13 protein-coding genes and 1 pseudogene are annotated in these 25150 nt (G+C 41.7%); 8 read left to right on the forward strand and 6 right to left on the reverse strand.

What is annotated here, in order from left to right; all coding sequences use genetic code 11:
- Window positions 1–173: 173 nt before the first annotated feature.
- From BLT94_RS05410 to BLT94_RS05435, 6 genes and pseudogenes are all read right to left on the reverse strand, one after another.
- Window positions 174–1454, reverse strand: coding sequence for a 4Fe-4S dicluster domain-containing protein (locus BLT94_RS05410; RefSeq protein ID WP_092231308.1), 1281 nt, complete (start codon window positions 1452–1454; stop codon window positions 174–176).
- Window positions 1455–1497: 43 nt separating this feature from the next.
- Window positions 1498–5934, reverse strand: a complete 4437-nt coding sequence (locus BLT94_RS05415) for a beta-ketoacyl synthase N-terminal-like domain-containing protein (RefSeq protein ID WP_092231311.1) — start codon at window positions 5932–5934, stop codon at window positions 1498–1500.
- A gap of 292 nt (window positions 5935–6226) precedes the next feature.
- Window positions 6227–7594: pseudogene (locus BLT94_RS05420) on the reverse strand (methyl-accepting chemotaxis protein); the annotation flags it as partial.
- A gap of 395 nt (window positions 7595–7989) precedes the next feature.
- Window positions 7990–8646 carry a rhomboid family intramembrane serine protease gene (locus BLT94_RS05425; protein WP_245742976.1) on the reverse strand — a complete coding sequence of 219 codons (657 nt, stop codon included), beginning with the start codon at window positions 8644–8646 and terminating at the stop codon, window positions 7990–7992.
- A 58-nt stretch (window positions 8647–8704) separates the two neighbouring features.
- The gene (locus BLT94_RS05430; RefSeq protein ID WP_092231313.1) at window positions 8705–10585 is read right to left on the reverse strand and encodes a methyl-accepting chemotaxis protein; all 1881 of its coding nucleotides are present in this window, start codon (window positions 10583–10585) and stop codon (window positions 8705–8707) included.
- An 87-nt stretch (window positions 10586–10672) separates the two neighbouring features.
- Window positions 10673–11215, reverse strand: coding sequence for a hypothetical protein (locus BLT94_RS05435; RefSeq protein ID WP_092231315.1), 543 nt, complete (start codon window positions 11213–11215; stop codon window positions 10673–10675).
- Window positions 11216–11318: 103 nt separating this feature from the next.
- On the opposite strand from BLT94_RS05435, the gene BLT94_RS05440 reads away from it, so the two are divergent.
- From BLT94_RS05440 to BLT94_RS05475, 8 genes are all read left to right on the forward strand, one after another.
- Window positions 11319–11549, forward strand: coding sequence for a MoaD/ThiS family protein (locus BLT94_RS05440; protein ID WP_014957951.1), 231 nt, complete (start codon window positions 11319–11321; stop codon window positions 11547–11549).
- 3 nt (window positions 11550–11552) lie between these two features.
- Window positions 11553–12275, forward strand: coding sequence for a HesA/MoeB/ThiF family protein (locus tag BLT94_RS05445; RefSeq protein ID WP_092231318.1), 723 nt, complete (start codon window positions 11553–11555; stop codon window positions 12273–12275).
- 214 nt (window positions 12276–12489) lie between these two features.
- Window positions 12490–12822, forward strand: a complete 333-nt coding sequence (locus tag BLT94_RS05450) for a histidine triad nucleotide-binding protein (protein ID WP_014957949.1) — start codon at window positions 12490–12492, stop codon at window positions 12820–12822.
- A gap of 2 nt (window positions 12823–12824) precedes the next feature.
- Window positions 12825–17165, forward strand: coding sequence for an amylo-alpha-1,6-glucosidase (locus BLT94_RS05455; RefSeq protein ID WP_092232118.1), 4341 nt, complete (start codon window positions 12825–12827; stop codon window positions 17163–17165).
- Between the two features lie 28 nt (window positions 17166–17193).
- Window positions 17194–19755, forward strand: coding sequence for an alpha-glucan family phosphorylase (gene glgP / locus BLT94_RS05460; RefSeq protein ID WP_092231321.1), 2562 nt, complete (start codon window positions 17194–17196; stop codon window positions 19753–19755).
- 84 nt (window positions 19756–19839) lie between these two features.
- A complete protein-coding gene (locus BLT94_RS05465; protein WP_041279500.1) occupies window positions 19840–21339 on the forward strand; it encodes a glycogen synthase in 1500 nt (499 codons plus the stop codon).
- Window positions 21305–23347, forward strand: a complete 2043-nt coding sequence (locus BLT94_RS05470) for an alpha amylase C-terminal domain-containing protein (RefSeq protein WP_092231324.1) — start codon at window positions 21305–21307, stop codon at window positions 23345–23347. Before BLT94_RS05465 ends, BLT94_RS05470 begins: the two co-directional genes overlap by 35 nt.
- Window positions 23348–23489: 142 nt before the next feature.
- Window positions 23490–24542, forward strand: coding sequence for a class I fructose-bisphosphate aldolase (locus BLT94_RS05475; protein ID WP_092231327.1), 1053 nt, complete (start codon window positions 23490–23492; stop codon window positions 24540–24542).
- Window positions 24543–25150 lie beyond the last annotated feature (608 nt).

Below are 25150 nucleotides of genomic sequence, written 5' to 3' on the forward strand. Positions count from 1 at the left end.
ATACAATATTTTCTATAAAGAATCAAAAAAAACCAAATACTAAACCAGATGCTTGCAACTATTGTGTTTGATATATGTGATAAAACCACAAATCGTCTCAGATTATGGTTTGAGAATTCGTTTTGAATTTGGCAAAGGTAGTTTTAAGTAAGGGTTTGTTAAATCCAAACTGATTAATATTTTATACGTTTTGTTAACTTTTCAAGGTATCGGGATTTTAGTTGCCGGTTGGCCAGGATTCTTTTGATTAAAGGAAGTTTAAAAAAAACACCTAAAACAGCAGCCATTGCCCTGTGGCTTAATAAAACACGGTTGTCAAAAATAAAATCTTGTAATGTGCCTCGTTCAATTGCCATCACTACAACTCTATGCATTGAATCCAAAGGGGTTAGAATCTTTGTCTCTCTGTGTCTCAATTTCAAGGCGTTGTTTGGGCATGACCTGATACAAATGCCGCATCCGAGACACAGATTCGCATTTAATTTTGCAATATTTTTTTGTTTGTTTCCACTAATATCTTTTGGAATCAAATGCAATGCTTCAACCGGACAGATATTTACGCATTTTTTGCATCCATTACAGCTTTGATCATCAATTTCAGGGATAAAATTTGTTGTGTGAACAGGGTTGAATATGGCAAATCGTTTGGCAGCAAGCAATGCCTCACAGCAGCATCCGCAGCAATTGCAAATAAAATTCACCTGCTCTCTTACATTATCGCCGAATTGAACAAGCTTGTGATCATAAGCTTGTTGTAACAGATCCATACATTCTTCAACATCAACACTGCGTGCATTTTTGTGCTTTATTAAAGATGCAGCGGAAATATTAAAAGTCATGCAAATATCTATCGGGTTATTGCATGCTTTTCCAATATGATGCATTTTATGTCGGCAATAGCACATACTGACAGCTCTGTGAGTTGCATTTTTTATGACTTTTGACGCACGTTCATAATCCAGCACTTGTAATGATACCTCAGCAGACAAAGCCGGTTCATGAACAAAAACACGCCCCAGTTGTGTTTCTCCCTGAGTAAAAAGATTTTTTACAAAATCTTTTTCAACATTCAAATATTGATAAAACAGCTCGCTTAATAGTTTTTGATCAATGTCTTTTCGAATCCGCATCATTGAAAATTCAAAAAAACCAGCCATTGGCGGGGGTAAAACATAAACGGATTTGCCGTTTTGTTCGATATCAATAAGAAGGGCTTTGTCACACAATTTATCTAATTTTATTTGTGTCTTACAAAGATTCATTTTCCAGATTTGGGAGGCTTTTTGAACTGAGAAGGGTTTTATTGGCAATAAGGATATTAATTGAGCCTCTTCTTTTGTGAAAAGAATTTCTAATATTTGATATAACAATTGAGAAGGATTGGCTCCCTGCGGAAGTCGATTGATCCTGTCAATTAAATTGCCATAGATTTTTTTATTTACATGATGAGCCATTTTAGCTGTTATCCAAATGTTTAACGGATGACCCTATTGGTTATTACCTCCAAAAAGATTTTAACTCACTTTTTGTCAGACCGGCAAGCTTAAGTCCCATGTTTTTGTACAGCACGATTCTCAAATCATCGGAAAACATATGAGCATCAGCTATTACATAAGGTTCCGGGGCATATCCCATCTGTTTTATTTCTATTTCATACCTGGCTTTTTTTGTGTCCGGTGTCACAGGTCCCCGGCATTTTAAATCACTTTCATTGTCTGGGATAACATCATAAAACACATCATCCCGGTCGCTTATCCAGCCCATTCTCTGGGTAAAGATCCTCAAGGCATGGGCGCAGCATTCATACATAAGGGTGCCCGGCATGACCCTGTCATCAATAAAATGACAGGTTAAAAACCAGTCGTCCGGGTGGATATCGGCCTGGGCAATTATGGAGCCAAGCCCGAACCGCCCGCCACAAGGATCAAATTCAAGAACCCTGTCAATAAGATGCATCCGTTTGCCGGGAAGTTTTAAGTTTTTACCAAGAGATTTGAGGGCAAAATTTTTTCCAAATGCAGCCCCAAGGTTGCCGGATCTTAAAGCCTCTATTCTTTCATCGGAAAAACTTTGTTTTTCAACCGGAACCAGGGAAGAAAATTTTGAATGGGATTTTATCTGTTTCAACTCTTCGGACTTAAGAATAATACCGCCTGAATTTTCAACCTCTTGTTCTGTAAAAAATCCGGCACACCCGTCTTTCATGGAAATGAGCAATTGGTCGTTAACATAGCCCTTATAATGGAAAAAGAACAGGTATACATCCCCTTGCTTTAAAAAACGGTCGATTTCAATGTGATACTCAATGGTTTCTCCGGGTTCCGGCAATGTCCGGTGAAAAGTGACTTTGGCATCTAAAAGCCTGTATTTCCGGGTGCCTTTTACCACATGGTCAATGCCCATCCATGCGCATAAAAACAGGTCTGCCTGGCCTGCTTCAATGGAAATGGATACAGGGGCTTTACCGCCATCCAGATACCAGGCGTTTTCTTTTACATCATGCTGGGTAATTATTTTACCCGATGTTAAAGAAAGCATTTCTCCCTGGATATCCATGATCCTGTCCACCAGCATTAATGGTTCGGCAGGCAGTCTTACCCTGACAGGATAAGTGTCTATGATTTCAAATTTTTTTCCAAGCACATTGCCGGCTTTTCCCACGGCATACTCAAGGCATTGATCTCTGTCCAGAAAGGGGGAAGGCGCACCTGCCGGTGATGGTGATTCAAAAACCTTATCAGATTCGGAACTTTCAGGTGCTGGGTCCGGCCTTTCCAGCGATGAAAGAGTTTTTGTCTCGTGTATCACGCTGCCGGCAAGTCGGGTCATAGTTTCAAATTGTTTTTCAAGAACCACCATGTTTTCTTTTGAAAATTCAAGGAATTTTTCATGGGCACGGGACGTGGCAAGAGTGCTGTCGGCAATCAGGGCCGGATCAAGTTGCATCGGGTCAAAATGCGTTTGATCAAGGTGAGTTTGATCAAAAATGGCCTCATCTGTTCTGAGATGTTGCTGTTTCATATCACTAACCTTGTTTTCATTATCAGTGATCTTTTTTTCATTTGTCCCAAGGTGTTGGTTGATTTTTAAAATGGTTTCTTCTGAAATGTGCTTTGGATTGGTTTTCAGGATCAGTTCTTTTTTGGGTTTCATATTGTGATCAGTCACCTTGTCAGATTCATCTAAAAAAGAAATATCTTGCAAGCTTTTATTCTTTGGCATGTGTTCTTCAAGGATCACATGGGCGCAGGCCCCGTCCAGTGTCATGGATGCTGCACAGGCCTTTAAAGGTGTCTTTTTGTCCTGCTTGTTCCATTTGATTGGCGTGTCTGTGAAGCAAAACCGGTTTTTTTCAATTTGTTCAAAACAGTCCTGCATTGCTTTATTCGAAGGCATTATCCTGTGATTGAGGCACAATGCTGTTTTGATAACGGAGAATAAGGCGGATGCCCCCCGGGTATTACCGATGACAGACGATGTTGCAGTGACATGACAATGGGGTTGGTCTGTGTCGTTTAAACAAAGACGGTTTAGCACACGGGTTTCGGTTGTGTCATTGTCTTTTATACCGGAGGCACATGCTTCATACAGGTCGATGTCTTGAAAATTTGTTTTTGCATCTTTGAGTGCAGTTTCAAGGGATCGGGCATACAGGGTTTCTGAAATATTCGGATCAGGGCATGTTTCGCCCGGGATGACATCACTGCCGGCTCCTGCCACACCTGTTATAATTCCATAAATTCTGTCACCGTCTTCAATTGCCTGATCAAGCCGCTTTAAAACAATTGCTGCCGCCCCTTCAGACGGCAGGATAGCCTCAGAATGCTCTTTTGCCCCGGCATTGAGGGCAAATTGCCGGATATCTCCTGCAAGGTCCACACAACCACAGATAAACAGTTCTGTCTCCCATGCGCTCAGGGAATGAACCGCAGTTTCAATAGCCTTGATGCCGGAAGCTGCTCCGGCAGAAAGGGTGAAACACGGACCTCCCAGCTTGAACTCTCTTGCCACGCGGGATGCCACAATTCCGCCAAGGGCTCCCAGTGTGCGGTTAAATGTCAATGGAGGAGAAATTTTGTCTTTCAATGCTTCCTGAAGATGATTGATTTTCCATCGAAGATGAAAATCCGTGGCGCCATAATCAAATTCAATTCCAATGGCACAACCCATATGATGTCTTGGAGCATCGTCAGGCAATGGCCTTGGAGTTATTTTTGCATCTTCCAGGGCTCCTTTGACGGCTTTAAGAAGAAAAATGTGCTGAGGAAGGATATCTGTCATTTGATTGGGGGGGATATGGAATTCTCCCACCCTGGTTGACAGATGATCAATATAAAATCCCGGTTTTTCCTTAATTTCCTTAAGTGCCCCGTACCCTGTTCTTCTCCACCTTGACCCTGGAAGTCCGGGCTTTATACATGTTCTGTCCAGGATAAGATCCTTGAATTCGGACAGGGAAGAGCATTCGCGCGCAATGGTTTCCATGCCGACGATGGCACAGGGAATCGTTTTTAAGGTTTTTGTTTGTTTGATATTGGATGCGCTGTAATGGGTTGATCCGTAATGGGCTGAGCCGTAATGGGCTGAGGAATGGGTTGAGGGAGCAATAAATTCTTCAACCAGCAGATGGGCATTGATTCCGCCGAAACCAAAAGCGCTGATCCCGGCTTTTCTTGTTGAATGGCCGGGGTTGGGAATCCATTGTTCAACATTGGTTTGAACCTTGATATGGCTGTTGTTTAAAATGCTGTTGGATGAAGGCCCGGAATAATTTAATGAAGGCGGTAAGATCCCTTCGTTCATAGACAGAACGGTTTTGATAAATCCGGTTGCGCCTGCTGCGGTCAACAGATGGCCGGTCATTGATTTGACTGATCCTATTGAAAGATGTTTGTCCGGGCAGTCAAATGCCTTGAGCAATGAGTGAATGCTGGTAAGCTCCACCTGATCCCCCACAGGGGTGCCGGAACCATGGCATTCCATGTACTGGATGTCGTCAGGCGACCATGATGCCTGTTCATAGGCCTGGATCATTGCGCGAACCTGGCCTTCCGAGGCCGGGCCTACAAGGGTTCCTTCAATATCATTGGATACCCCGGCACCTGTGATGACCGCATAAATCTTATCCTTGCAGTCAATGGCATCTTCCAGACGTTTTAAAACCACAATGCCTGTTCCTTCTCCTACAACAAGACCGTCAGCAGCTTTGTCAAAGGGCGAACACCTGCCCGAGGGGGACAATGCCTGAAGCTGTGAAAATCCGATCTGGGTGTACAGGGAATCAGGCCTGGAAACTCCCCCGGCCACCATTATGTCCGCTTTTTTTAAATGAAGGTGTTCACAGGCAAGTTTAATAGAGTATAAAGATGATGCGCATGCAGCATCAAGGGTGAAGCTTCCGCCTTCAAATCCCATGGCCCTTGCAAGAACTGCGGCAGGAAAAGAGACTACAGCTGCATTTGAAAAATCATTTGGCCCTGGCTTTTTTACCTCTTTGTTGCACAGGATCTGCCGTGAAACCAGGGAAGATGCGTCTGTGGGAAGTGCAATGGCCGCCAGGATAACACCGGTTCTTTTTTTGTCTTCTGTTGTATGAAAACAGTGTGAAAAAGCCTCTCGTCCTGCATGCAATACAAGTTGGTGCAAGGGGTCAAGTTGGGATAACAGATCTTTTTCTATCAAAAAGCCATGTGGATCAAATTGAAAATTTTCAATCAGGCCTGCTTTGTCAGATACTGCTTTGTCCGGAATTGTCCGGTTGGAGATAAATTCGTTGACAGACCCTGTCCATCTATGATCAGGCACACGAATAATGGCATTCTTTTTATGGATGATATTGTCAAGGAACTGCCGGGTATCAAGTGCCTGGGGAAATACCCCAGACATTCCCACAACTGCTGTTTTATTGATTTTCTTTTTTATCTGATTTTTCATATTGGCTCATATAATGCAGAACACAACTGATTTCAAGGAATCAGTGTAAAACTTGTGTAAAATATTATATTCCGGTATTCAGGCCAAAAAGATATTGCTGATCAATTCTACAGATTAATGCCGCTTATAAATTCTGCTGATCAATTTATCAGGTATTGGCACCCTGTATGGGCCTTCGTATGTAAAGGTTATTAATATAAGGGCATCACAAAAGCGATCTTAAAGACTGCCTAATCCGGTTCAAATCGGCCCAGCCCAGAGCGTCCGAGATTCTTATCCTCATCAAACGGGATCATTTGATTTGAATGATTTTATTTTTTGAGGGAAGAATAAAATTATTTTCAGTTATGAGTTCCGTTTTTTTTTTTTTATCCATTGCTTGAATATGATGACTATGCGTATTAACTCGGTTGTTTCCATTACTATTCCTTCCTGAAACCAGAAAGACCAGTTCATTTACTATAGACCTCATTTTGGATATCTGAGCTTCTGTTTCTTCAGATGCAGCAGCAGAATTTTCAGAATTTTGCTGTACCACTTTGTCCATTTCAGCAATGGCGATATTTGCCTGTTCTATTCCTTCGGATTGCTCCTTAGAGGCTTCGGATATTTCTGCAACAAGCTCTCCTACCTTTACCGTATTTTGGGCGACTTTGCTGAACGCTTCATTGGTTGTTGAGACAAGATCCGATCCGTCATTGATTTTATTTACAGTGCTTTCAATCAACAGGGCAGTGTTTTTTGCAGCATCTGCAGCTCGCATGGCCAGGTTTCTTACTTCATCGGCAACAAATGCAAATCCTGCGCCTGCTTCACCTGCCCTGGCTGCTTCAACAGCAGTATTGAGCGCCAGAAGATTGGTCTGGAAAGCGATTCCATCAATGGTTTTTATGATTTTAGAAGTCTCTTCGCTGGCCTTTGAAATATCATCCATTGACACGGTCAGCTTTCCCATTGATTCATTGGTTTCGGTTACCACTTCATTGGCATCTTTCATAAGACCGTTTGCATGACTTGAATTCTCAGCATTTTGTTTTGTCATGGAAGACATTATCTCCATGGATGATGAGGTCTCTTCAATTGATGCCGCCTGCTCGGAAGACGCTTCTGCCAATAGCTGGTTGAGTATAGACACTTGGTTTGAAGATGAGGCAACCTGCTCTGAAACATGACCAAATCCAACGGCTATTTTGTTAAGCCATTCGGAAAGAGAACGGGCTGTAAAGACACTGATAAATATTCCTAAAAATGTTGTAACAAGTAAGATAATAAGGATGTAGTTAAAATAGATTTTTACCTGGCTGAAAAATTTTTCATTGGAGGACATAGAAAGTTTGTTTATTTCATCAATATTCTTGTCAATATCATTAAAAATAGCTGTTTGAATCTGGTATGTCTTTTCAACATTATTAATGTATTCCAGAACAAGCTTTTTTGTTTTGAGATTGGCGTTTTTAGCCGTAATAGCCATATTCTCAAAAGGAGTTTCTGTAAGGTTTTTAGCATCTTGGGAAACATTTTTTATCAAAGTTTCCAGAAATGACAGAATTTTTTCCTTGACGCTTAAATTTTCTTTTAACCGGTTAAAAAGCACCTTGATTTGATAATTTGAAGACGTATTAATGTTTGCGCCTCTTATAACAAGCCTCTCAAGTGCTGAAGTCTAACAGTTTTTTTATTAAAAATTATAGATCATACAAATTATTCATCTAAAAAAATACCCATTGGTATGAAAAAAAGCTATTTTGTGCTAATATTCTATTGTTATTTCAGTATATTACGCTAATTATATGAATGTGATTCATCCATTTTGAAAGAATTTTTATCATATACTCTTATACTAATTTTATCTGCCGCACAATGCATTAATTAAAAATTAGACGACATGAATATTTCTTGCAGAATATGTCTAATTTTAAGGAATTAGTTTGAAATTTAATGTCTTGATGGGGTTGAAGATTTTGAATTTAATTAAAGTTTAACCTGAAAAATTAAATGCTTGATTACAGGTATTAGGCAGATTAGTTTCGGGGGGGGGTATTGAATTTTGAGTTATCAGGTAAAAATGAGAATAAAGCCTCTTATGACGGATCTTGCCAAAAGCCATGCCGTGATACCCATAAAAAAAACAGCCAGAGAATTATCCAACAGATTTTCTTTTCTTTTATCGTTGTATCCCAGTACCCAGCCCAAAAAGACACCACTGATCAATCCTCCGGCATGGCCCCAGTTGTTAATATTGGGCATTAGAAAACCGATGAGAACAAGACTGAACACCCAGCCCGAGGTCTGTTTGTACACCAGTTGTCCCCATTGTCCGCCCCGTGATTTCCCAAAATAAAGTGCAGCTCCAATAAGTCCGCAAAGACCGGATGAGGCTCCTATGGTCAGGTAAACATTGCCGATATAAGACAATAAAAAACCTGCAATTCCTGTTAGTGTATAAATGGTAAACATTCGACACACCCCATATTCATACATTACCAGGGGCGCTACTGTTTTGAGTGCCAGCATGTTGAACAGAAGATGGAGAAGACCGCCGTGAAGCCAGTTGGCCGTAATCAAAGACCACCATGCCTCAAATTTAACAATGGGAAGCCTGCCGGAAGCCCCTAAAAAATTTAATACGTCCATTGACGGGGTTAAAATATAAAACGGATTAAGGGTCAGAGCTATGTTTTTCCCGCTATAAATCAGACTGATTATAAACATGATCACATTGACATATATCATTGTCTTCAGGATAAGTGCCGGTGTGAAAAGCCTGTTATTAAAAGTCTTGAAAATTATCCTCCTCATTTTCATCAAATGGGATCACCTGATTCGGTCTGATTTCATTTTTTTGGGGGATGGCCATCTTTTTTTCAGGTGCGAGAAATGTGTTTTTGCTTTTATCTGTTGTTTTGATTAGACGACCTGCTGGGGAGGGAACCCGATTGGTTTCATTGCCATTCGTCCCTGAAACAAGAAAAGTCAGTTCATTTATTATAGACCGCATCTTGGCAATCTGAATTTCTGTTTCTTCAGATGCAGTAGCAGAATTTTCAGAATTTTCAGAATTTTGCTGTACCACTTTGTCCATTTCAGCAATGGCGATATTTATCTGTCCTATTCCTTCGGATTGTTCTTGAGATGCTTCGGATATCTCTGCAACAAGCTCTCCTACCTTTACCGTACTTTGGGCGACTTTGCTAAAAGCTTCATTGGTGGTTGAGACAAGATCAGATCCGTCATTGATTTTATTTACAGTGCTTTCAATCAACAGAGCAGTGTTTTTTGCAGCATCCGCAGCTCGCATGGCCAGGTTTCTTACTTCATCGGCAACAACGGCAAATCCTGCGCCTGCTTCACCTGCCCTGGCTGCTTCAACAGCAGCATTGAGCGCCAGAAGATTGGTCTGGAAAGCGATTTCATCAATGGTTTTTATGATTTTAGAAGTTTCTTCACTGGCCTTTGAAATATCATCCATTGACACGGTCAGCTTTCCCATTGATTCATTGGCTTCGGTTACCACTTTTTTGGCATCTTTCATAAGACCATTTGCATGGCTTGAATTTTCAGCATTTTGCTTTGTCATGGAAGACATTATTTCCATTGACGAGGATGTCTCTTCAATTGATGCCGCCTGCTCGGAAGAAGCTTCAGCTAACAACTGGCTAAGCGTAGAAACTTCTTTTGATGATGAGGCAACCTGTTCTGAAACATTACTGAGTCCGATGGCAATTCTGTTAAGCCATTCGGAAAGGGACCGGGCTGTAACAAAACTGATAAAAATTCCTAAAAATGATGTGACCAGCATGATAATAAGTATGTAACGAAAATAGGTTTTGATCTGGCTGAAAAATTTTTCATTGGAGGACATTGCCATTTGGTTTATTTCAGCAATATTTTTATCAATTTCATCAAAAATAACAGTTTGAATCTGATTTGTTTTTTCTACATTATTAATATACGCCAAGATAAGTTCTTTGATTTTGAAGTCGGCTTTTTGAGCCATTCGGACGGACTGTTCAAAAGGTGTTCCTTCAAGATTTTTTACATCATTACCAATATTTTTTATCAATGTTTCCAAAAACTGCAGGATGCTTCCCTTGACATTCAAATCTTCTTTTAATCGGCCAAACAAAACTTCGAGTTGATAATTTGACGAAGTGTTGGTGTTTGCGCCTTTGAGAACAAGCCTTTCAAGTGTTGTTATCTGAGAACGCTGTTTTTTATCTGCAAGCTTCCGGCTTGTAACATCGATAAATTCATTGGAACGTTTAATGGAGTTGTCAGCCAGATTAAACACCTCTTTTTCGATTTCAAGGTTGGTTTTTCTAAGGCTTTGGAAAGTTACTACATTTTTCCATATTTTCTGGAAATTTTCAGCAACGTTTGAATTTGTGATTTCACCCAAAAGAGTTTTGTATTCTTTTTCAAGATCATCAAAACTAATTTCCTTATTTATATACCCTTTTATATCCAAGGCTGTATTGAGAATATCATCTGATAGCTGGTTTGATGTTTTTTGTTCTTTAGAAAGGTTTTGAATCAAGACGTTGGAATTGAAAAAAAAGAATAAAATTGTGCCTGCCAACAATATATAAAGGATATTTGGAAAAAACAGTTTGGTTTTTAATGTTTTGTTTTTTAAGATATTGAAACTCATTTTATATATCCTTTCTTTAGTTAAATGTTATATGGTATTTTCAAATTCCGCACTTTTAAAGGTACTAAATAATTTTTAAAAAGATCATCAGTTCAATTTTATATCATCAATTTTTACAGCGTTTAAATACTCTTTTACTGCACCCAGGGTCAGGGTAAACATTTTGGTGCCGGTTAAGATGGCAATGGGATCATTGTCACATTTACAGGCGTTGGCAAAGGCAGGTCCCATTATATTGACAGGATTCTGGGCTTCCTCCGGGTTGTCCTGCATCATTTTCAGATAGTTGTTCAGCCGATTTTTTAAGATGTCAAAATAATCAATGCTTTGGCTGGTCGTTGTTTGTGTAAGGGTTGAGATATTACCGGATATTTCCCTGATATATTCCCAGAACATTTCTGTTAAAGGGCCTTTGTTTTTATCGTTGGCCGGCATAAAAAAGGAAATAGCCCAGCCGACACTCAGGATTTTTAAAAGCTGAAGTTCGTATTCTATTGCAGTCAGGTTTGAACGGCTATTTTCAGGTATGGCCGCTAAAAGTTCTTTGAGATCTGTTCTGTCAATGGCAAATGTTGCAAGGTTCCGGGCCAGTTTTTGTATGGTAAGTATTTCTCTTTTTTCCAATTCCATGATTCTTTTATTTATTATTATAATTTATGTACAAAATAATTAACTTATGTCATAAAATGTTACATCTTAATAACAGTAGAAGGTAGAAGTGTAAATACTTATAATGATAAAAATACACCTCAATTTATTTGTAACCTTGTCCAAATATCTTCCTGAAAACAGTGAATGCTTTGAAATTTTTGAAAATACAAGCGTGGAAAAGTTAATTTTCGACCTTGGTATTCCTTTGGATTTTGTGAAATTAATTTTTATTAACGGAAAACGGCAGGATCTTAACTACCAATTGAAACATAATGACCGGGTTGGGCTTTTCCCTCCGGTTGGAGGTGGATAGACCATGGTAAGCTCAAAAATGGTAAGCTCAAAAATTGAAGGACGGTACGATAGAAATTTCAATACACTCACCCGTGAGGAACAAACAAAGCTGGGTAACTCAAAAGTCGTTGTGATCGGTTTAGGCGGTCTTGGCGGCGGTGTCTGCGAGATGCTGGCAAGAGTGGGAGTGGGGCATCTGACACTGATTGACGGGGATTCGTTTGAAGCCAGCAATTTGAACCGTCAATTATTAAGTGAAGAGCATTTGATAGGGATTCCCAAAGCCGAGGCAGCCAAAGCCCGTGTAAACTCTGTTAATTCCGAGGTGATTGTAACTCATAGGGTGGAATATGTGGATGAATCCAACCTGTATGAAACAATAAAAGAGTCGGATGTGGTAATGGACTGCCTGGATTCCATTGATACCAGATTCAAGTTGCAGGATGCGGCCAAAAAAGCCTCTGTTCCAATTGTGTCCGGTGCCATTGCCGGGGTTACAGGCCAGATGACTACCATTTTCCCGGAAGATATGGGATATGAGTTGATATATGGCAAAAAAAGTCGGGAACAATCAAAAGGGGTTGAATTAAGAACCGGCAATATGGCCTATTGCGCACTTTTTGTGGCAGCCCTTCAGTCATCTGAGTGCGTAAAAATACTCCTGGACCGTGGGGACTTGTTGCGCAATAAACTGCTGATCGCAGAATTATGGACCAATACTTTTGAGGTCATGGAATTGGTCTGATTTTTTTTATTCATGCATGATAATCATAAAGGAGAAATCTTTTATGTATTCCAAGGCGGCACAATTCATTTTATTCTCCAAAAGGTGCATAGCCTTATATCGTTTTTTTTGAGGAAAAGGCCACGTTGCCATAAAAAATTGATTAAAGAAGAAAAATGGATAGAAGAAATTGATGAAAGAAATTTATAAATTATAATTGTCAGAGGAGTGTTTAATGTCAAGAGACTGCCTTTTTTGTAAAATTATCAACCGGGAAGTTCCCAGTGAATTTTTATATGAAGATGATGATTTTGTTGTTTTCAAAGATATCAATCCCGCAGCCCCGGTTCATCTGCTCATAGTTCCTAAAAAGCATATCAGAAGCATTAATGACCTGCAAAAGGCTGACGAACTCATTATTTCCGGTCTTTTCATGATTGCCAAAGACATGGCAAAAGATCAGGGCATCAATGAATCAGGGTATAAATTGCTATTTAATGTTGAAAAAGGGGGCGGCCAGGAAATATTTCATCTTCATCTTCACCTGATTGGCGGATGGAAAAGATAACAATGGAAAAGACAGGGATGGAAACACAATTGTACCTCACTCAGTCTCCTTTTCCCGGAGAGTCCAGGGTTATGTATTGCGGGGATTGTGTTACGTTTACTTTGACTCTGTCAGCCGAGGTTAAAGGCAAAGCATGGGTGAGAACCAATCTGGGTTCGGCTGTTGTTGCAAGAAAAGAGATTATCAGCCGGGTGGAAAGAGATGAAATAAAGCTTGATGAAGCCTGGGTTGATATTCAAATGAAACAGGAAAACGGTTTGATGTATAAAATTGTTCTTCCGTTGCACCAGACCGGATTTTTTCAGGCAAAATGTTTTTTTACCCCGGAGAACAGCACCAGGCCTGTGTGGCCGCCGGGTGATAATTGTATTTTTAATGTCGAACCGGCCGGTACATGCTGTGCCAATATTATTTACAATGCCTTTGTCAGACAGTTTGGCAGATCCAAATCAGGTGTGGCAGAAGAAAAAGATATGTCGCCCATCATTAATACACTGGATGCAAACGGGTATACTGTAATCCCTGAATCAGGTAAATTCAGGGATCTGAAAAAACAAGTTGAATTTATCTTTTCGCGTCTCGGGTGCCGGGTTCTCCACTTGCTGCCCATCCATCCCACTCCCACCACCTATGCCCGGATGGGACGGTTCGGCAGTCCTTACGCAGCCTTGAATTTTACAGATGTTGATCCAGCACTGGCCGAATTTGATCCTTCTGCAACCCCCCTGGAGCAATTCATGGAGCTGGTTGATACGGTTCATTTGCATAACGGATATTTGTTCATGGATATTGCCATTAATCATACCGGATGGGCTGCTTCCATCCATGAAACCAATCCGGAATGGCTGGTCAGGGGAAAAGACGGAAAGATTGAGGCACCTGGTGCCTGGGGGGTTGTCTGGTCGGATTTGACAAAACTGGATTATTCAAACCGTGACCTTTGGAAATATATGGCAGATGTTTTTCTGCTGTGGTGCCACCGGGGAGTTGACGGGTTCCGGTGCGATGCCGGTTACATGATTCCTGTGGAGGCCTGGGAATATATTGTTGCAAAAGTAAGGGGTGAATATCCTGAAATTCTTTTTTTTCTGGAAGGACTTGGTGGCCCCATCAAGACAACTTGTGAAATATTGGGCAAGGCAAATTTTAATTTTGCCTATTCCGAACTGTTTCAAAATCATACCAGACAGGAAATTTCGGATTATCTGCCAAGGGCCTATGAAATATCAAACACTTGCGGCCACATGATTCATTTTGCAGAAACCCATGACAACAATCGCCTGGCATCTGTTTCCATCAGATATGCAAAAATGAGAACCTCTCTTTGTGCGCTTTTCTCAGTTTGTGGGGGATTCGGATTTGCCAATGGTGTGGAATGGTTTGCCACCCAGAAAATTGATGTTCATGAATCCGGCAGTCTCAACTGGGGTAATCAAACAAATCAGGTCGATCATATTTCAAGGCTGAACCTGATATTAAAACATCATCCCACCTGTTTTGCCCAGACCCGGCTTGAGTTGATTCAGCAAAATCAATCCGAGTGCCTGGTGTTGCTGAGGTATAATGAAAAAAAGAATAAAAAACTTCTTGTTTTGGTGAATCTTGATTGTGAAAATTCAAATGAGGCATCCTGGTTAAGAAAAGATGCCGATATGAACACAACACTCTTGTATGACCTGATTTCAGGCACTCAAATTAAAATAGAAAAAATCGACGAAAATTCTTGTGTGATGAAACTTGCACCCGGAGAGGTGCTGGCCCTGACACCGGATTCGGATGATATGAAGATTCTTGAGCAGTACAGCGGAATAAAAAGCCGTGCCCCTGAACGGGTTTATCTGCAAAAACTCAAGACAAAAGTGCTGGCGATTCATACCATATTCCATGGTTACAAAAATGTAAACAAAAGTCATATTGAACATGAGGCTGTGTCATTTGCCAATGATCCGGTTGAATTTATACGTTCTTTTAACCAGGATTCACAAGAGAGCCGGGTGATTGTATTTGATTGGGAAAAGGATTTGAACCGGCAGTTGATGATCCCGCCGGGATTTTTTTTGTTGGTCAAATGCAGGGTCGGATTCCGGGCGGAAATTCTTGATGAAAAAAGATCAGTCAAAACCTCCCTGGGATATGAGGAAGGCATTCCAACGTATGATGGGAAAAGTTTTTTCGCACTTTTTTTTCCAAAAAAAACAAAGCGCAAACACAAAAAATATATCCTGCGCCTGCGTGTATTTGAACCTGCCGGAACCCGGATTGAAAACACTTCATTGTTATATCTTGCCCGATGTGACGCTTTGTATATGCGCTCCTCTTTTACAAGAAAGGAGATTGTAAAAACGCCCTTTTTAAAATTATTGGCCGCCACCAAAAAAGGGGGCATGATGCGGGCGGCTGCCTGGTGGGGAAGACTTGACAGCCGATATGATGCCCTTCTTGGAGCAAATATTGACGCAACCAGGCCGGAAAACCGGTGGATGGTGTTATCAAGGTGCCGGATCTGGGGGGTGTTTCAGGGATATTCAAGGGAACTTGCACCCGATTGTCTTGAAGAGTTCACCTTTTCTTATGACCATGGCGGAAAATGGCGGTTCCATGTACCCACATCCGAAGGGAAATATTATGCTTTACAGCTCTATCTTGCCATTGATCCGGAAGAAAATCATGTTTGCTTGTCCATCGTGAGGGTTGCATCCCCTGAAAACAATCCTTTTTTTCTTGATGATGATAAAAAAGTGACTTTGATTATCCGCCCGGATATTGAAGACAGAAGTTTTCATGAAACCGTCAAAGCTTTTAAGGGGCCGGAAATAGAATGGCCAAAAGCTGTTTCTCCACTTGAAAATGGGTTTAATTTTTTTCTTGCCAACGGGAAAATATTGAGGCTTGCCGTTTCCAAAGGTGAGTTTGTCCATGAGCCGGAATGGCATTATATGATCCACCACTCACTGGAAGCCCAAAGAGGACTTGATGCTGAATCGGATCTTTTCAGTCCTGGATATTTTACCTTGTCCTGCCTTGGGGGAGAACAGGTTCAACTCAATGCCGCCGTAAGTGAGAAGCCAAATGGTGAAAAGCCAAATCTGGAAATAGGCTTTAATAAAATTATAACAGATTCTGAATCCAAAAAATTTGTAAAGGGTATGCTGTTTTCCGAGGCTGTATACAAAAGTCTTGATGCGTTTGTCGTGGATCGCGGCACGGACAAGAGCGTGATCGCAGGATACCCATGGTTTCTCGACTGGGGAAGAGACAGCCTGATTTTTTGTCGAAGCCTGATTGAACTTGGACGGTTTTCTGATGCAAAAGCCATATTGCGTTCGTTTGGCAGGTTTGAAAACAAGGGAACTCTTCCCAATATGATTTGCGGTGATAATGCCGCAAATATAGAGACCTCGGATGCTCCTTTATGGTTTTTTGCCTGTTGCAGAGATTTGATTGAAAAAGAAAACAGCCATGATTTTTTAACCCAAAAGCTGGACAACCGGACGGTTAAGGATGTGCTTTTGTCCATTGCCCATTCCTTGTTAAAAGGAACTCAAACCGGTGTGGTCGCTGATCCTGATACCCGGCTTTTGTACAGTCCCTCTCATTTTACATGGATGGATACCAATTTTCCTGCCGGGTCTCCCAGGCAAGGTTATCCAATTGAAATTCAGGCGTTATGGTATAATGCACTTGTCCTGCTTGCCTCCATTGATGGTTCCAATAAAACAGACTGGCTCAAAAAGGCCGGAACAGTTAAAAAGGCTGTTCAGGATCTTTTTTATAACAAGGCTTCAGGCTATTTTTCAGATTGTCTTCATTGCAATGGCCCTGTGGGGGCGAAAAATGCATTGGCTGATGATGCCTTAAGGCCCAATCAGCTTTTTTTGGTGACCTTTGATGTGATCCAGGACAAACATATTGCACAAAGATGTGTTGAAGCCTGCCAGGAGCTGCTTGTTCCGGGAGCCATCAGGAGTCTTGCCAACAGAAGGGTTGAGATCCCAATCCCTGTTTTTTATGGCGGCAAGCTGATCAATGATCCCCATTTTCCTTATGCAGGGCAATACAAAGGGGACGAAGATACGCAAAGAAAGCCTGCCTATCATAACGGAACAGCCTGGACCTGGCAGTTTCCGGTGTTTTGCGAAGCCTGGTCAATTGTATTTGGTAAAAACAGTTTTTCCACCTGTCTGGCATGGCTGGGCAGCGTGATTGATTTGATGAGAAAAGGTTCTGCAGGATATATTCCTGAAATCCTTGACGGAGATTTTCCTCACACACCAAGGGGGTGTGATGCCCAGGCCTGGGGAACAAGCGAGGTTGCCAGGGTCATGCACAAATTATTACACTGATTTGTTACAGGAGGTTGTTTATAATAATATGGAAAAGATGCAGATTTACAAAGTATATCCCGCAATTCCGGAACCATTGTCATTTCTGGATTATCTGGCCAGGAATCTGTGGTGGTGCTGGAACCATGAAGCCATAGAGCTGTTCAGGAGAATAAACCCCGTTCAATGGGAAAAAATAGGGAAAAACCCTGTGGCGTTTCTTTCCTGTATAACCCAGCGCAGATTCGATGATTTATCAAAAGATGAGAGTTTCTTAGGGCATCTTGGACGGGTAAAGACTAAATTTGAAAAAATGTTTTCCCGTGTATCGCAAATCAAAGAATTTGATTTGACTCCAAAAGACACTATTGCTTATTTCTCCATGGAATTTGGCCTTCATGAATCTCTCCCTTTTTTTGCCGGCGGATTAGGGATTCTGGCAGGCGATCATTTAAAAGCCTCGTCCACCCTGGGAATTCCGCTGATCGGTATCGGCCTTTTGTTTCGGGAAGGTTATTTCAGGCAGTTTATAGACCATAACGGTTGGCAGCAGGAGACTTATCCCATCAATGACGTGTTTGATCTGCCGGTCCAAAAATTAAAGGATCATTCAGGATTTGAAATAAAAATAGATATTCCAGGACCTGACGGAATTATCAACGCCTGTGTCTGGCAATTAAAAGTCGGTAAAATCAGATTGTTTTTGCTGGATACAAATTTGCCGGAAAATTCAAAAAATATCAGGGACATCACATCCCGGCTTTATGCCAGCCATAGTGAAATAAGAATTGCCCAGGAGATATTATTGGGTATTGGCGGTATTAAAGTGTTGCGGGCCATGGATATTTTCCCCAACGTCTGTCACATGAATGAAGGGCATTGTTCTTTTGCCGGGCTGGAACGAATTTCCATTGTGATGGACAAGTATAACGTGGATTTTCAGGTTGCATTTCAAATTTGCAAGCGAAGCTGTGTGTTTACGACCCATACCCCTGTGGCTGCCGGGCATGATGTGTTTGTCAAAGAGATGGTTTTTCCCTATATCCAGCCCTATGCACGAAAGTTTTCCGTTTCAGATGATGAATTGCTTTCTTGGGGACAACCCCATACAAGAAAAAATACGGATAAATTTTCCATGTTTATTTTCGGGGCTCATTTTGCAGGCTATATTAATGGTGTCAGCCGTCTTCACGGCCGGGTTGCCAGGGGTATGTGGCAGAGTTTATGGCCAAGAAGGCATGTGGAAGAAATTCCCATTTCTCATATCACCAACGGGGTGCATATCAGTTCTTATCTTTCCCAGCATAAAAATTCCTTGTTTGAACGGTATTTATCCTCGGATTGGTCAAGCAGACAGTCCAATCCAAACCTGATTTCCAGAATAGATATGATTGAAGATGCTGATTTATGGCATGTTCATGAACTGGACAGGTCCAGTTTGATCAGAAGATGCCGCCAGTCTTTGTTGACACAGTATGAAAGGCAAAATGCTCCCAGGCATGAACTGGATGAAGTGGCCGGAGTACTGGACCACCGGGTGCTGACCATTTGTTTTGCCCGGCGGTTTGCAACGTATAAACGGGCCAGCCTGTTATTAAAAGATGCCCAGCGGCTGACAAGGCTCATTACGGACGAGGATAAACCCGTTCAGTTTGTGTTTGCCGGTAAAGCACATCCCAATGATGACCAGGGCAAAGCTATTATCAAACGGATTGTTGAATTTGCCAGATCCCATAATGTCAGACACAGGGTTGTGTTTCTTGAAAATTATGACATTAATATTGCACGATATATGGTCCAGGGATGTGATGTGTGGCTCAATACGCCCAGAAGACCCAATGAGGCTTGCGGGACATCAGGCATGAAGGCTTCGGCCAATGGCGGATTAAATATTTCCATCCTTGACGGATGGTGGTGTGAAGGGTTCAGGGATGACCGGGGATGGGCTATTGGAAACGGTGATATCTATGATGACCATGAATACCAGGATGAGGTTGAAAGCCAGGCTTTGTTCAATATCCTTGAAAATGATGTAATTCCTAGGTTTTATGACAGGAAAAGAGGCAATCCGCCTTTAAAATGGATCAAGATGATGAAAGAAGCCATGAAAATGGCCATTAAAGATTTTTCAAGTGACCGGATGGTCAGAGATTATTGCTCAAGATTTTATATTCCGGCATCAATTAATTTTAAACAATTAACGCAGGATTCGGCCGGGAAAGCCAAAGAACTTGCACTGGCTCAGTTCCGGCTGGTTTCCTTATGGGGTGATATCAGATTGTCCAGCCCCGAACTGACCAAAGAGGTGGATTTTACGGTGGGTGACACCTTCAGGATTACTCTGGAGGTTTTTCTTGGCGAACTGACTCCTGAAGAAGTTGTAGTTCAGGTGTATCACGGCAAGGTAAGGGCCTTGGATGAGTTTGAGGGAGCTCGTGCGGAAACCATGTGGCTGCAGGAAACCATTGCCGAAGGCAGGCATATTTATGCCTGCACGATTACCTGTTCGGATTCAGGACGATTCGGATATACATCCAGAGTGATTCCCAAAGGTGATGAGGTGTTGAGCAATACACCCGGTCTTATCACCTGGGTTAATGGAGATGATTAAAAATTGATTTTGTTCAATTAAGGAAAAAGGGATTGATGTGAATGAAATTTGTTCTACTACATTACACAATCCAGGAAAATGAAAATGGCACAAAAACCACGAATTTTGATTGTGACACCGGAAGTGACATATCTTCCCGAGGATATGGGTGCGAATTCACACTATTCTGCCAAGGCAGGCGGCCTTGCTGATGTGTCTGCTGCATTGATCAGTGCATTGTTTGATTTCCACTGTGATGTTCATGTGGCTTTGCCGGATTATCGTTCTATTTTTAATGGATATACCATAAGCAACCAGGGCAGCAAGCTTGAAAAAATCAGGAAACGCCTGGATGAGGAACGAATTCATCTGGCTGCAGACCGGGCGTTTTATTATCTGGATAATGTTTATTCCGGTTATTCTGATAAAGACCTTAAGGTTTCCCTGGCATTTCAAAGGGAAGTTATCAACAATATCATTCCAAGGGTTAAACCGGATATCATTCATTGCAATGACTGGATGACAGGCTTGATTCCCGCCATGGCCAGACAGATAGGAATTCCCTGTCTGTTTACGATTCATAATATTCATACCCTGACATCCACCATGGCGGAAATTGAGGACAGAGGAATAGATGCGGCATCTTTCTGGAATTGGCTGTTTTTGAAAAATCCACCCCATAATTATGAAGAAAGCCGGGAATGGAACCGGGTGGATTTTTTAACGTCGGGCGTTTTCGCAGCTCATTATGTGAATACGGTAAGTCCGACATTTTTAGCTGAAATTGTTGAAAATCGCCATTCTTTTGTGGAAGATTGTTTGAAAAAAGAATTGACCAACAAATATCATGCAGGGTGTGCCACGGGAATTTTGAATGCTCCTGAGCCGGAATTTAATCCTGCTGTGGATGAGATGATAAGGTATAACTATGGGCCCAAAAATCATAGGAAACTGAAAATCAAAAACAAACAATATCTTCAGAATATAGTTGATCTTGAGCCGGATGAAAATGCAGTACTGTTTTTCTGGCCGTCAAGGCTTGATCCTGTTCAGAAAGGGTGCCGGCTTCTGGCCGATACTATCTATGATATTGTGTCTCAATACTGGGAGGCGAATCTTCAGATTGTTTTTGTGGCAAGTGGAGAATTTCAGAAACATTTTTATGATATTGTCCGGTTTCACGGCCTTAACCACAGGATTGCCGTTTGCGGATTTAATGAGGGGCTTTCTCACCAGGCATTTGCGGCCAGTGATTTTTTGTTTATGCCGTCTTCATTTGAACCCTGCGGCCTTCCCCAGATGGTTGGCGGAATTTACGGGACATTGCCTATTGTTCACGATACAGGTGGATTGCATGATACGATCCGCCAACTGGATCATGAAAACAATACCGGGAACGGTTTTTTATTCAATGTTCATGATGCAGCCGGTTTAAAATGGGCAGTTGACAAGGCCATGGAATTTCATTTTCTCGACCCGGATATAAAGGAAGTTCAAATTAACCGGATTATGATTGAGAGCGTCCTTGAATTTAATCACAGCAGATGTGCGGAAGAGTATATAAAATTATATGAAAAAATGCTTAAACGGCCATTTATCGTCTGATACGGAAAATTTCAATGATCCGGGTCTTGTTCCCTATGCAGCAACCATATCGTCCCGGCGACTACGCATCAAAGCGCTGGAAGAGAAGTTAAAAAAAGAAAACAACGGATCTTTAAGTTATTTTGCAAATTATCATGAGATGTTTGGGTTGCATTTTGAAAATGAAAATGATTCTTGGGTATTCAGGGAATGGGCACCCAATGCAACTGAAATATATATAGTTTGTGAAAAAACATCCTGGCAAACAAGTAAAGACTTTGCGCTTGAAAGAAAAGAAAATCATCTTTTTGAAAGACGATTCCCAAAACAGACTTTTTCCCACAAAGATCTTTTCAAGCTCAAAGTGGTCTGGCCGGGAGGGGAGGGGGAAAGAATCCCCACGGCTGCCACCCGGGTGGTTCAGGATGCCCGCACCTTGATTTTTACCGCCCAGGTCTGGCACCCGGAAACCCACTATCAATGGAAAATCAACCGGTTTCTACCGCCTGATGAACCTTTGCTGATCTATGAAACTCATGTGGGGATGGCATTGGAAGACGGCAGGATCGGCACATATGCCGAGTTTGAACATCATATTTTGCCTAAAATCATTGATGCCGGGTATAATGCGATTCAAGTAATGGCTATCCAGGAGCATCCTTATTATGCCTCGTTTGGGTATCATGTTTCCAGCTTTTTTGCGGCCTCATCCCGATTCGGCACTCCTGAAGAACTCAAGAGCCTGATTGATGCCGCCCACAAAAGCGGCGTAAGGGTATTGATGGACATCATTCATTCCCATGCCGTTAATAATGAAGTGGAAGGTATTGCAAAATTTGACGGGACCTGTTACCAGTTTTTTCATAACGGCCCAAAAGGGTATCACCGGCAATGGGATTCCATGTGTTTTGATTATGGTAAGCCTGAGGTGTTAAAGTTTCTTTTATCCAACTTAAAATTCTGGATCGAAGAATATAAAATTGACGGGTTCCGTTTTGACGGGATTACCAGCATGATTTTTGAAGATCATGGCTTGGGACGGGCATTTACAAGTTATGCGGATTACTATGGGGATGATGTGGATGTGGATGCCCTTTCTTATTTGACGCTTGCCAACAGTCTTGTTCATGATATCCAACCGGAGTTTATTACCATTGCCGAAGATGTCAGCGGGTATCCAGGGCTTGCCGCGCCCCTGTCAAAAGGTGGAACAGGGTTTGATTACCGTTATGCCATGGGTATTGCGGATTTCTGGATTAAATTGTTAAAAGAGTTCAAAGATGAACAATGGCATCTTGCTACTCTCTGGCATGAGTTGACAACCAAGAGAAAAGAAGAAAAGACAATCAGTTATGCCGAATCTCATGACCAGGCACTGGTTGGGGATAAAACCCTTATGATGCGCCTGATGGGCGGCCATATCTATACGTCCATGCAAAAGAATAATGACAGTATTGAAACCTTCAGGGGAGTGGCCCTGCACAAGATGATCCGTCTGATTACCATTGCCACTGCAGGTTCAGGCTACCTGAATTTCATGGGCAATGAATTCGGACATCCTGAGTGGGTGGATTTTCCGTGTGAGAGAAATAATTTTTCCCATCATTATGCCCGGCGGCAATGGTCTTTGAAATATGATCCTGATCTGTATTTTTACTCATTGTCTGAATTTGACCAGCAGATGATTAAACTTGTGAAAACAAATGATCTGTTTTCTTGTTCAGACGTTAGGCTTTTATGCGTTCATGAGGATGACAAGGTGATTGCCTTTGAAAGAAATAATATGGTCTTTGTGTTTAATTTTCATCCGTCCCTCTCTTTTTCAGATTATATGTTTGATGCGCCACCGGGCGAGTATAAACTGATTTTCAATTCAGATGATATACGGTTCGGTGGAAAAGGCAGGTTGAAAAAAGACCAGCATCATTTTACACTTTTTGATTCCGACAGATTTGGCAAAAGAAATCTGTTGAGCCTGTATCTTCCCACAAGAACAGCCATTGTACTGAAATTGAAAAAAAGACAATAACCGGCATTGCCCTGGCATATGAATTGGATTATGAACTAAAACCGATAAAAAATTATTATCCTGGATACCCTGAAAAAGTGTGTAAAGCAATTATATTGATTGTCGATCAGGGAAAACACAATTAAAAAATAAAGGAAATAAAATGCTGGAAAAAATTATAACTCTGCTTGGTGAAGATGCCGGTTTTTTGATGGATCACACTTGTACCGGCATAAAAAAAGACAGTCTGCATCTGCCGGGGCCTGATTTTGTGGACAGGGTCATGACCTCAACAGACAGGAATAGTAATGTTCTAAGGAACCTTCAATCCGTATTCAATCATGGTCGGCTGGGTGGCACTGGATATCTGTCCATTCTGCCGGTTGATCAGGGAATCGAACACTCGGCAGGCGCATCTTTTGCACCGAATCCGATATATTTTGATCCTCAAAATATTGTTCAGCTGGCTGTTGAAGGGCAGTGCAATGCCGTTGCCTCCACGCTGGGGGTGCTGGGTGCCGTATCCAGGAAATATGCCCATAAGATTCCTTTTATCGTAAAAATCAACCATAACGAATTGCTTTCATATCCAAACGCGCATGACCAGAAGATGTTTGCTTCGGTTGAACAGGCTTTCAATATGGGTGCCTGCGCTGTGGGAGCAACGATTTATTATGGATCACAGAAATCCGGGAGGCAGATACTTGATGTGTCACAGGCATTTGAGAGAGCCCATGAATTGGGAATGTTTACGATTCTCTGGTGCTACCTGAGAAACGATGCATTTAAAAAGGATGGTACGGATTATCACCTGTCAGCCGATCTCAGTGGCCAGGCAAATCATCTTGGCGTAACCATAGCTGCGGATATCATCAAACAGAAATTGCCGGAATGCAACGGTGGTTTTACGGCATTGGATTTTGGCAAGACAGATGAGCGGGTTTATACGGAATTGACGACCGATCACCCTATTGATTTGACCCGGTATCAGGTTGCCAACTGCTACATGGGAAGGATCGGTTTGATCAATTCAGGCGGAGCCAGCGGCGTTGATGATGTAAAAGAGGCTGTCAAGACTGCTGTGATAAACAAACGTGCAGGCGGAATGGGTCTTATTTCAGGCAGGAAAGCTTTTCAAAAGCCTATGGGAGAAGGTGTGGAACTTCTTAATGCAATTCAGGATGTGTACCTTGAACAGAAAATCACTATCGCTTGAAGAACACATCCAACTATTAAAATTCTTGCTTTGTCTTTTCTTATCATGATTGGTGCGACCCTGTTTGTTGAAAGATTTTGAACTCATTTTCCCAAAGGATATATTTATTTTGCCATGGCTTTTTTCTGTTATCGTTGAGATGCTTAATTTGAGAATGAGAGCAAGAGCAAAACAATCTTTTCCCGTAAAATTAAGAAAAAAATGGAGACAGCGGTTTGAAATATAGCCAAAATCACCGTTTAAAAGTCAGCCACCAAGATATATGGAAAAACCTTGAAATTATTACCCTCAGTCGGTCCTGAATTATCCTGGCTTGCACTGAATCACGGATCTGCCTGTCAAGGGTCATATTTACCCATAGGGTCACATGTGACCTTGGTATTTCATGAAAGCTAAAGTCATTTTTTTTGGGGCTTTTCTAACTGATTTTTCATCGGATTCAGATGGATTAGGAGATGTTTGCGTGATTGTCAAATGCCTGGCACTGAATTTGAATGTACATGAGATATAAAGCAAAGAACAGCTGAGTAACCTTTCCAGTCGGAAGCCCCGAAGTCCCTCTATCCATGCCGGGTCTTATCTGAAAAAATGGACGTGAATAATGCGAC

The sequence above is a fragment of the Desulfobacula phenolica genome (assembly GCF_900105645.1).
Lineage (GTDB): Bacteria > Desulfobacterota > Desulfobacteria > Desulfobacterales > Desulfobacteraceae > Desulfobacula > Desulfobacula toluolica.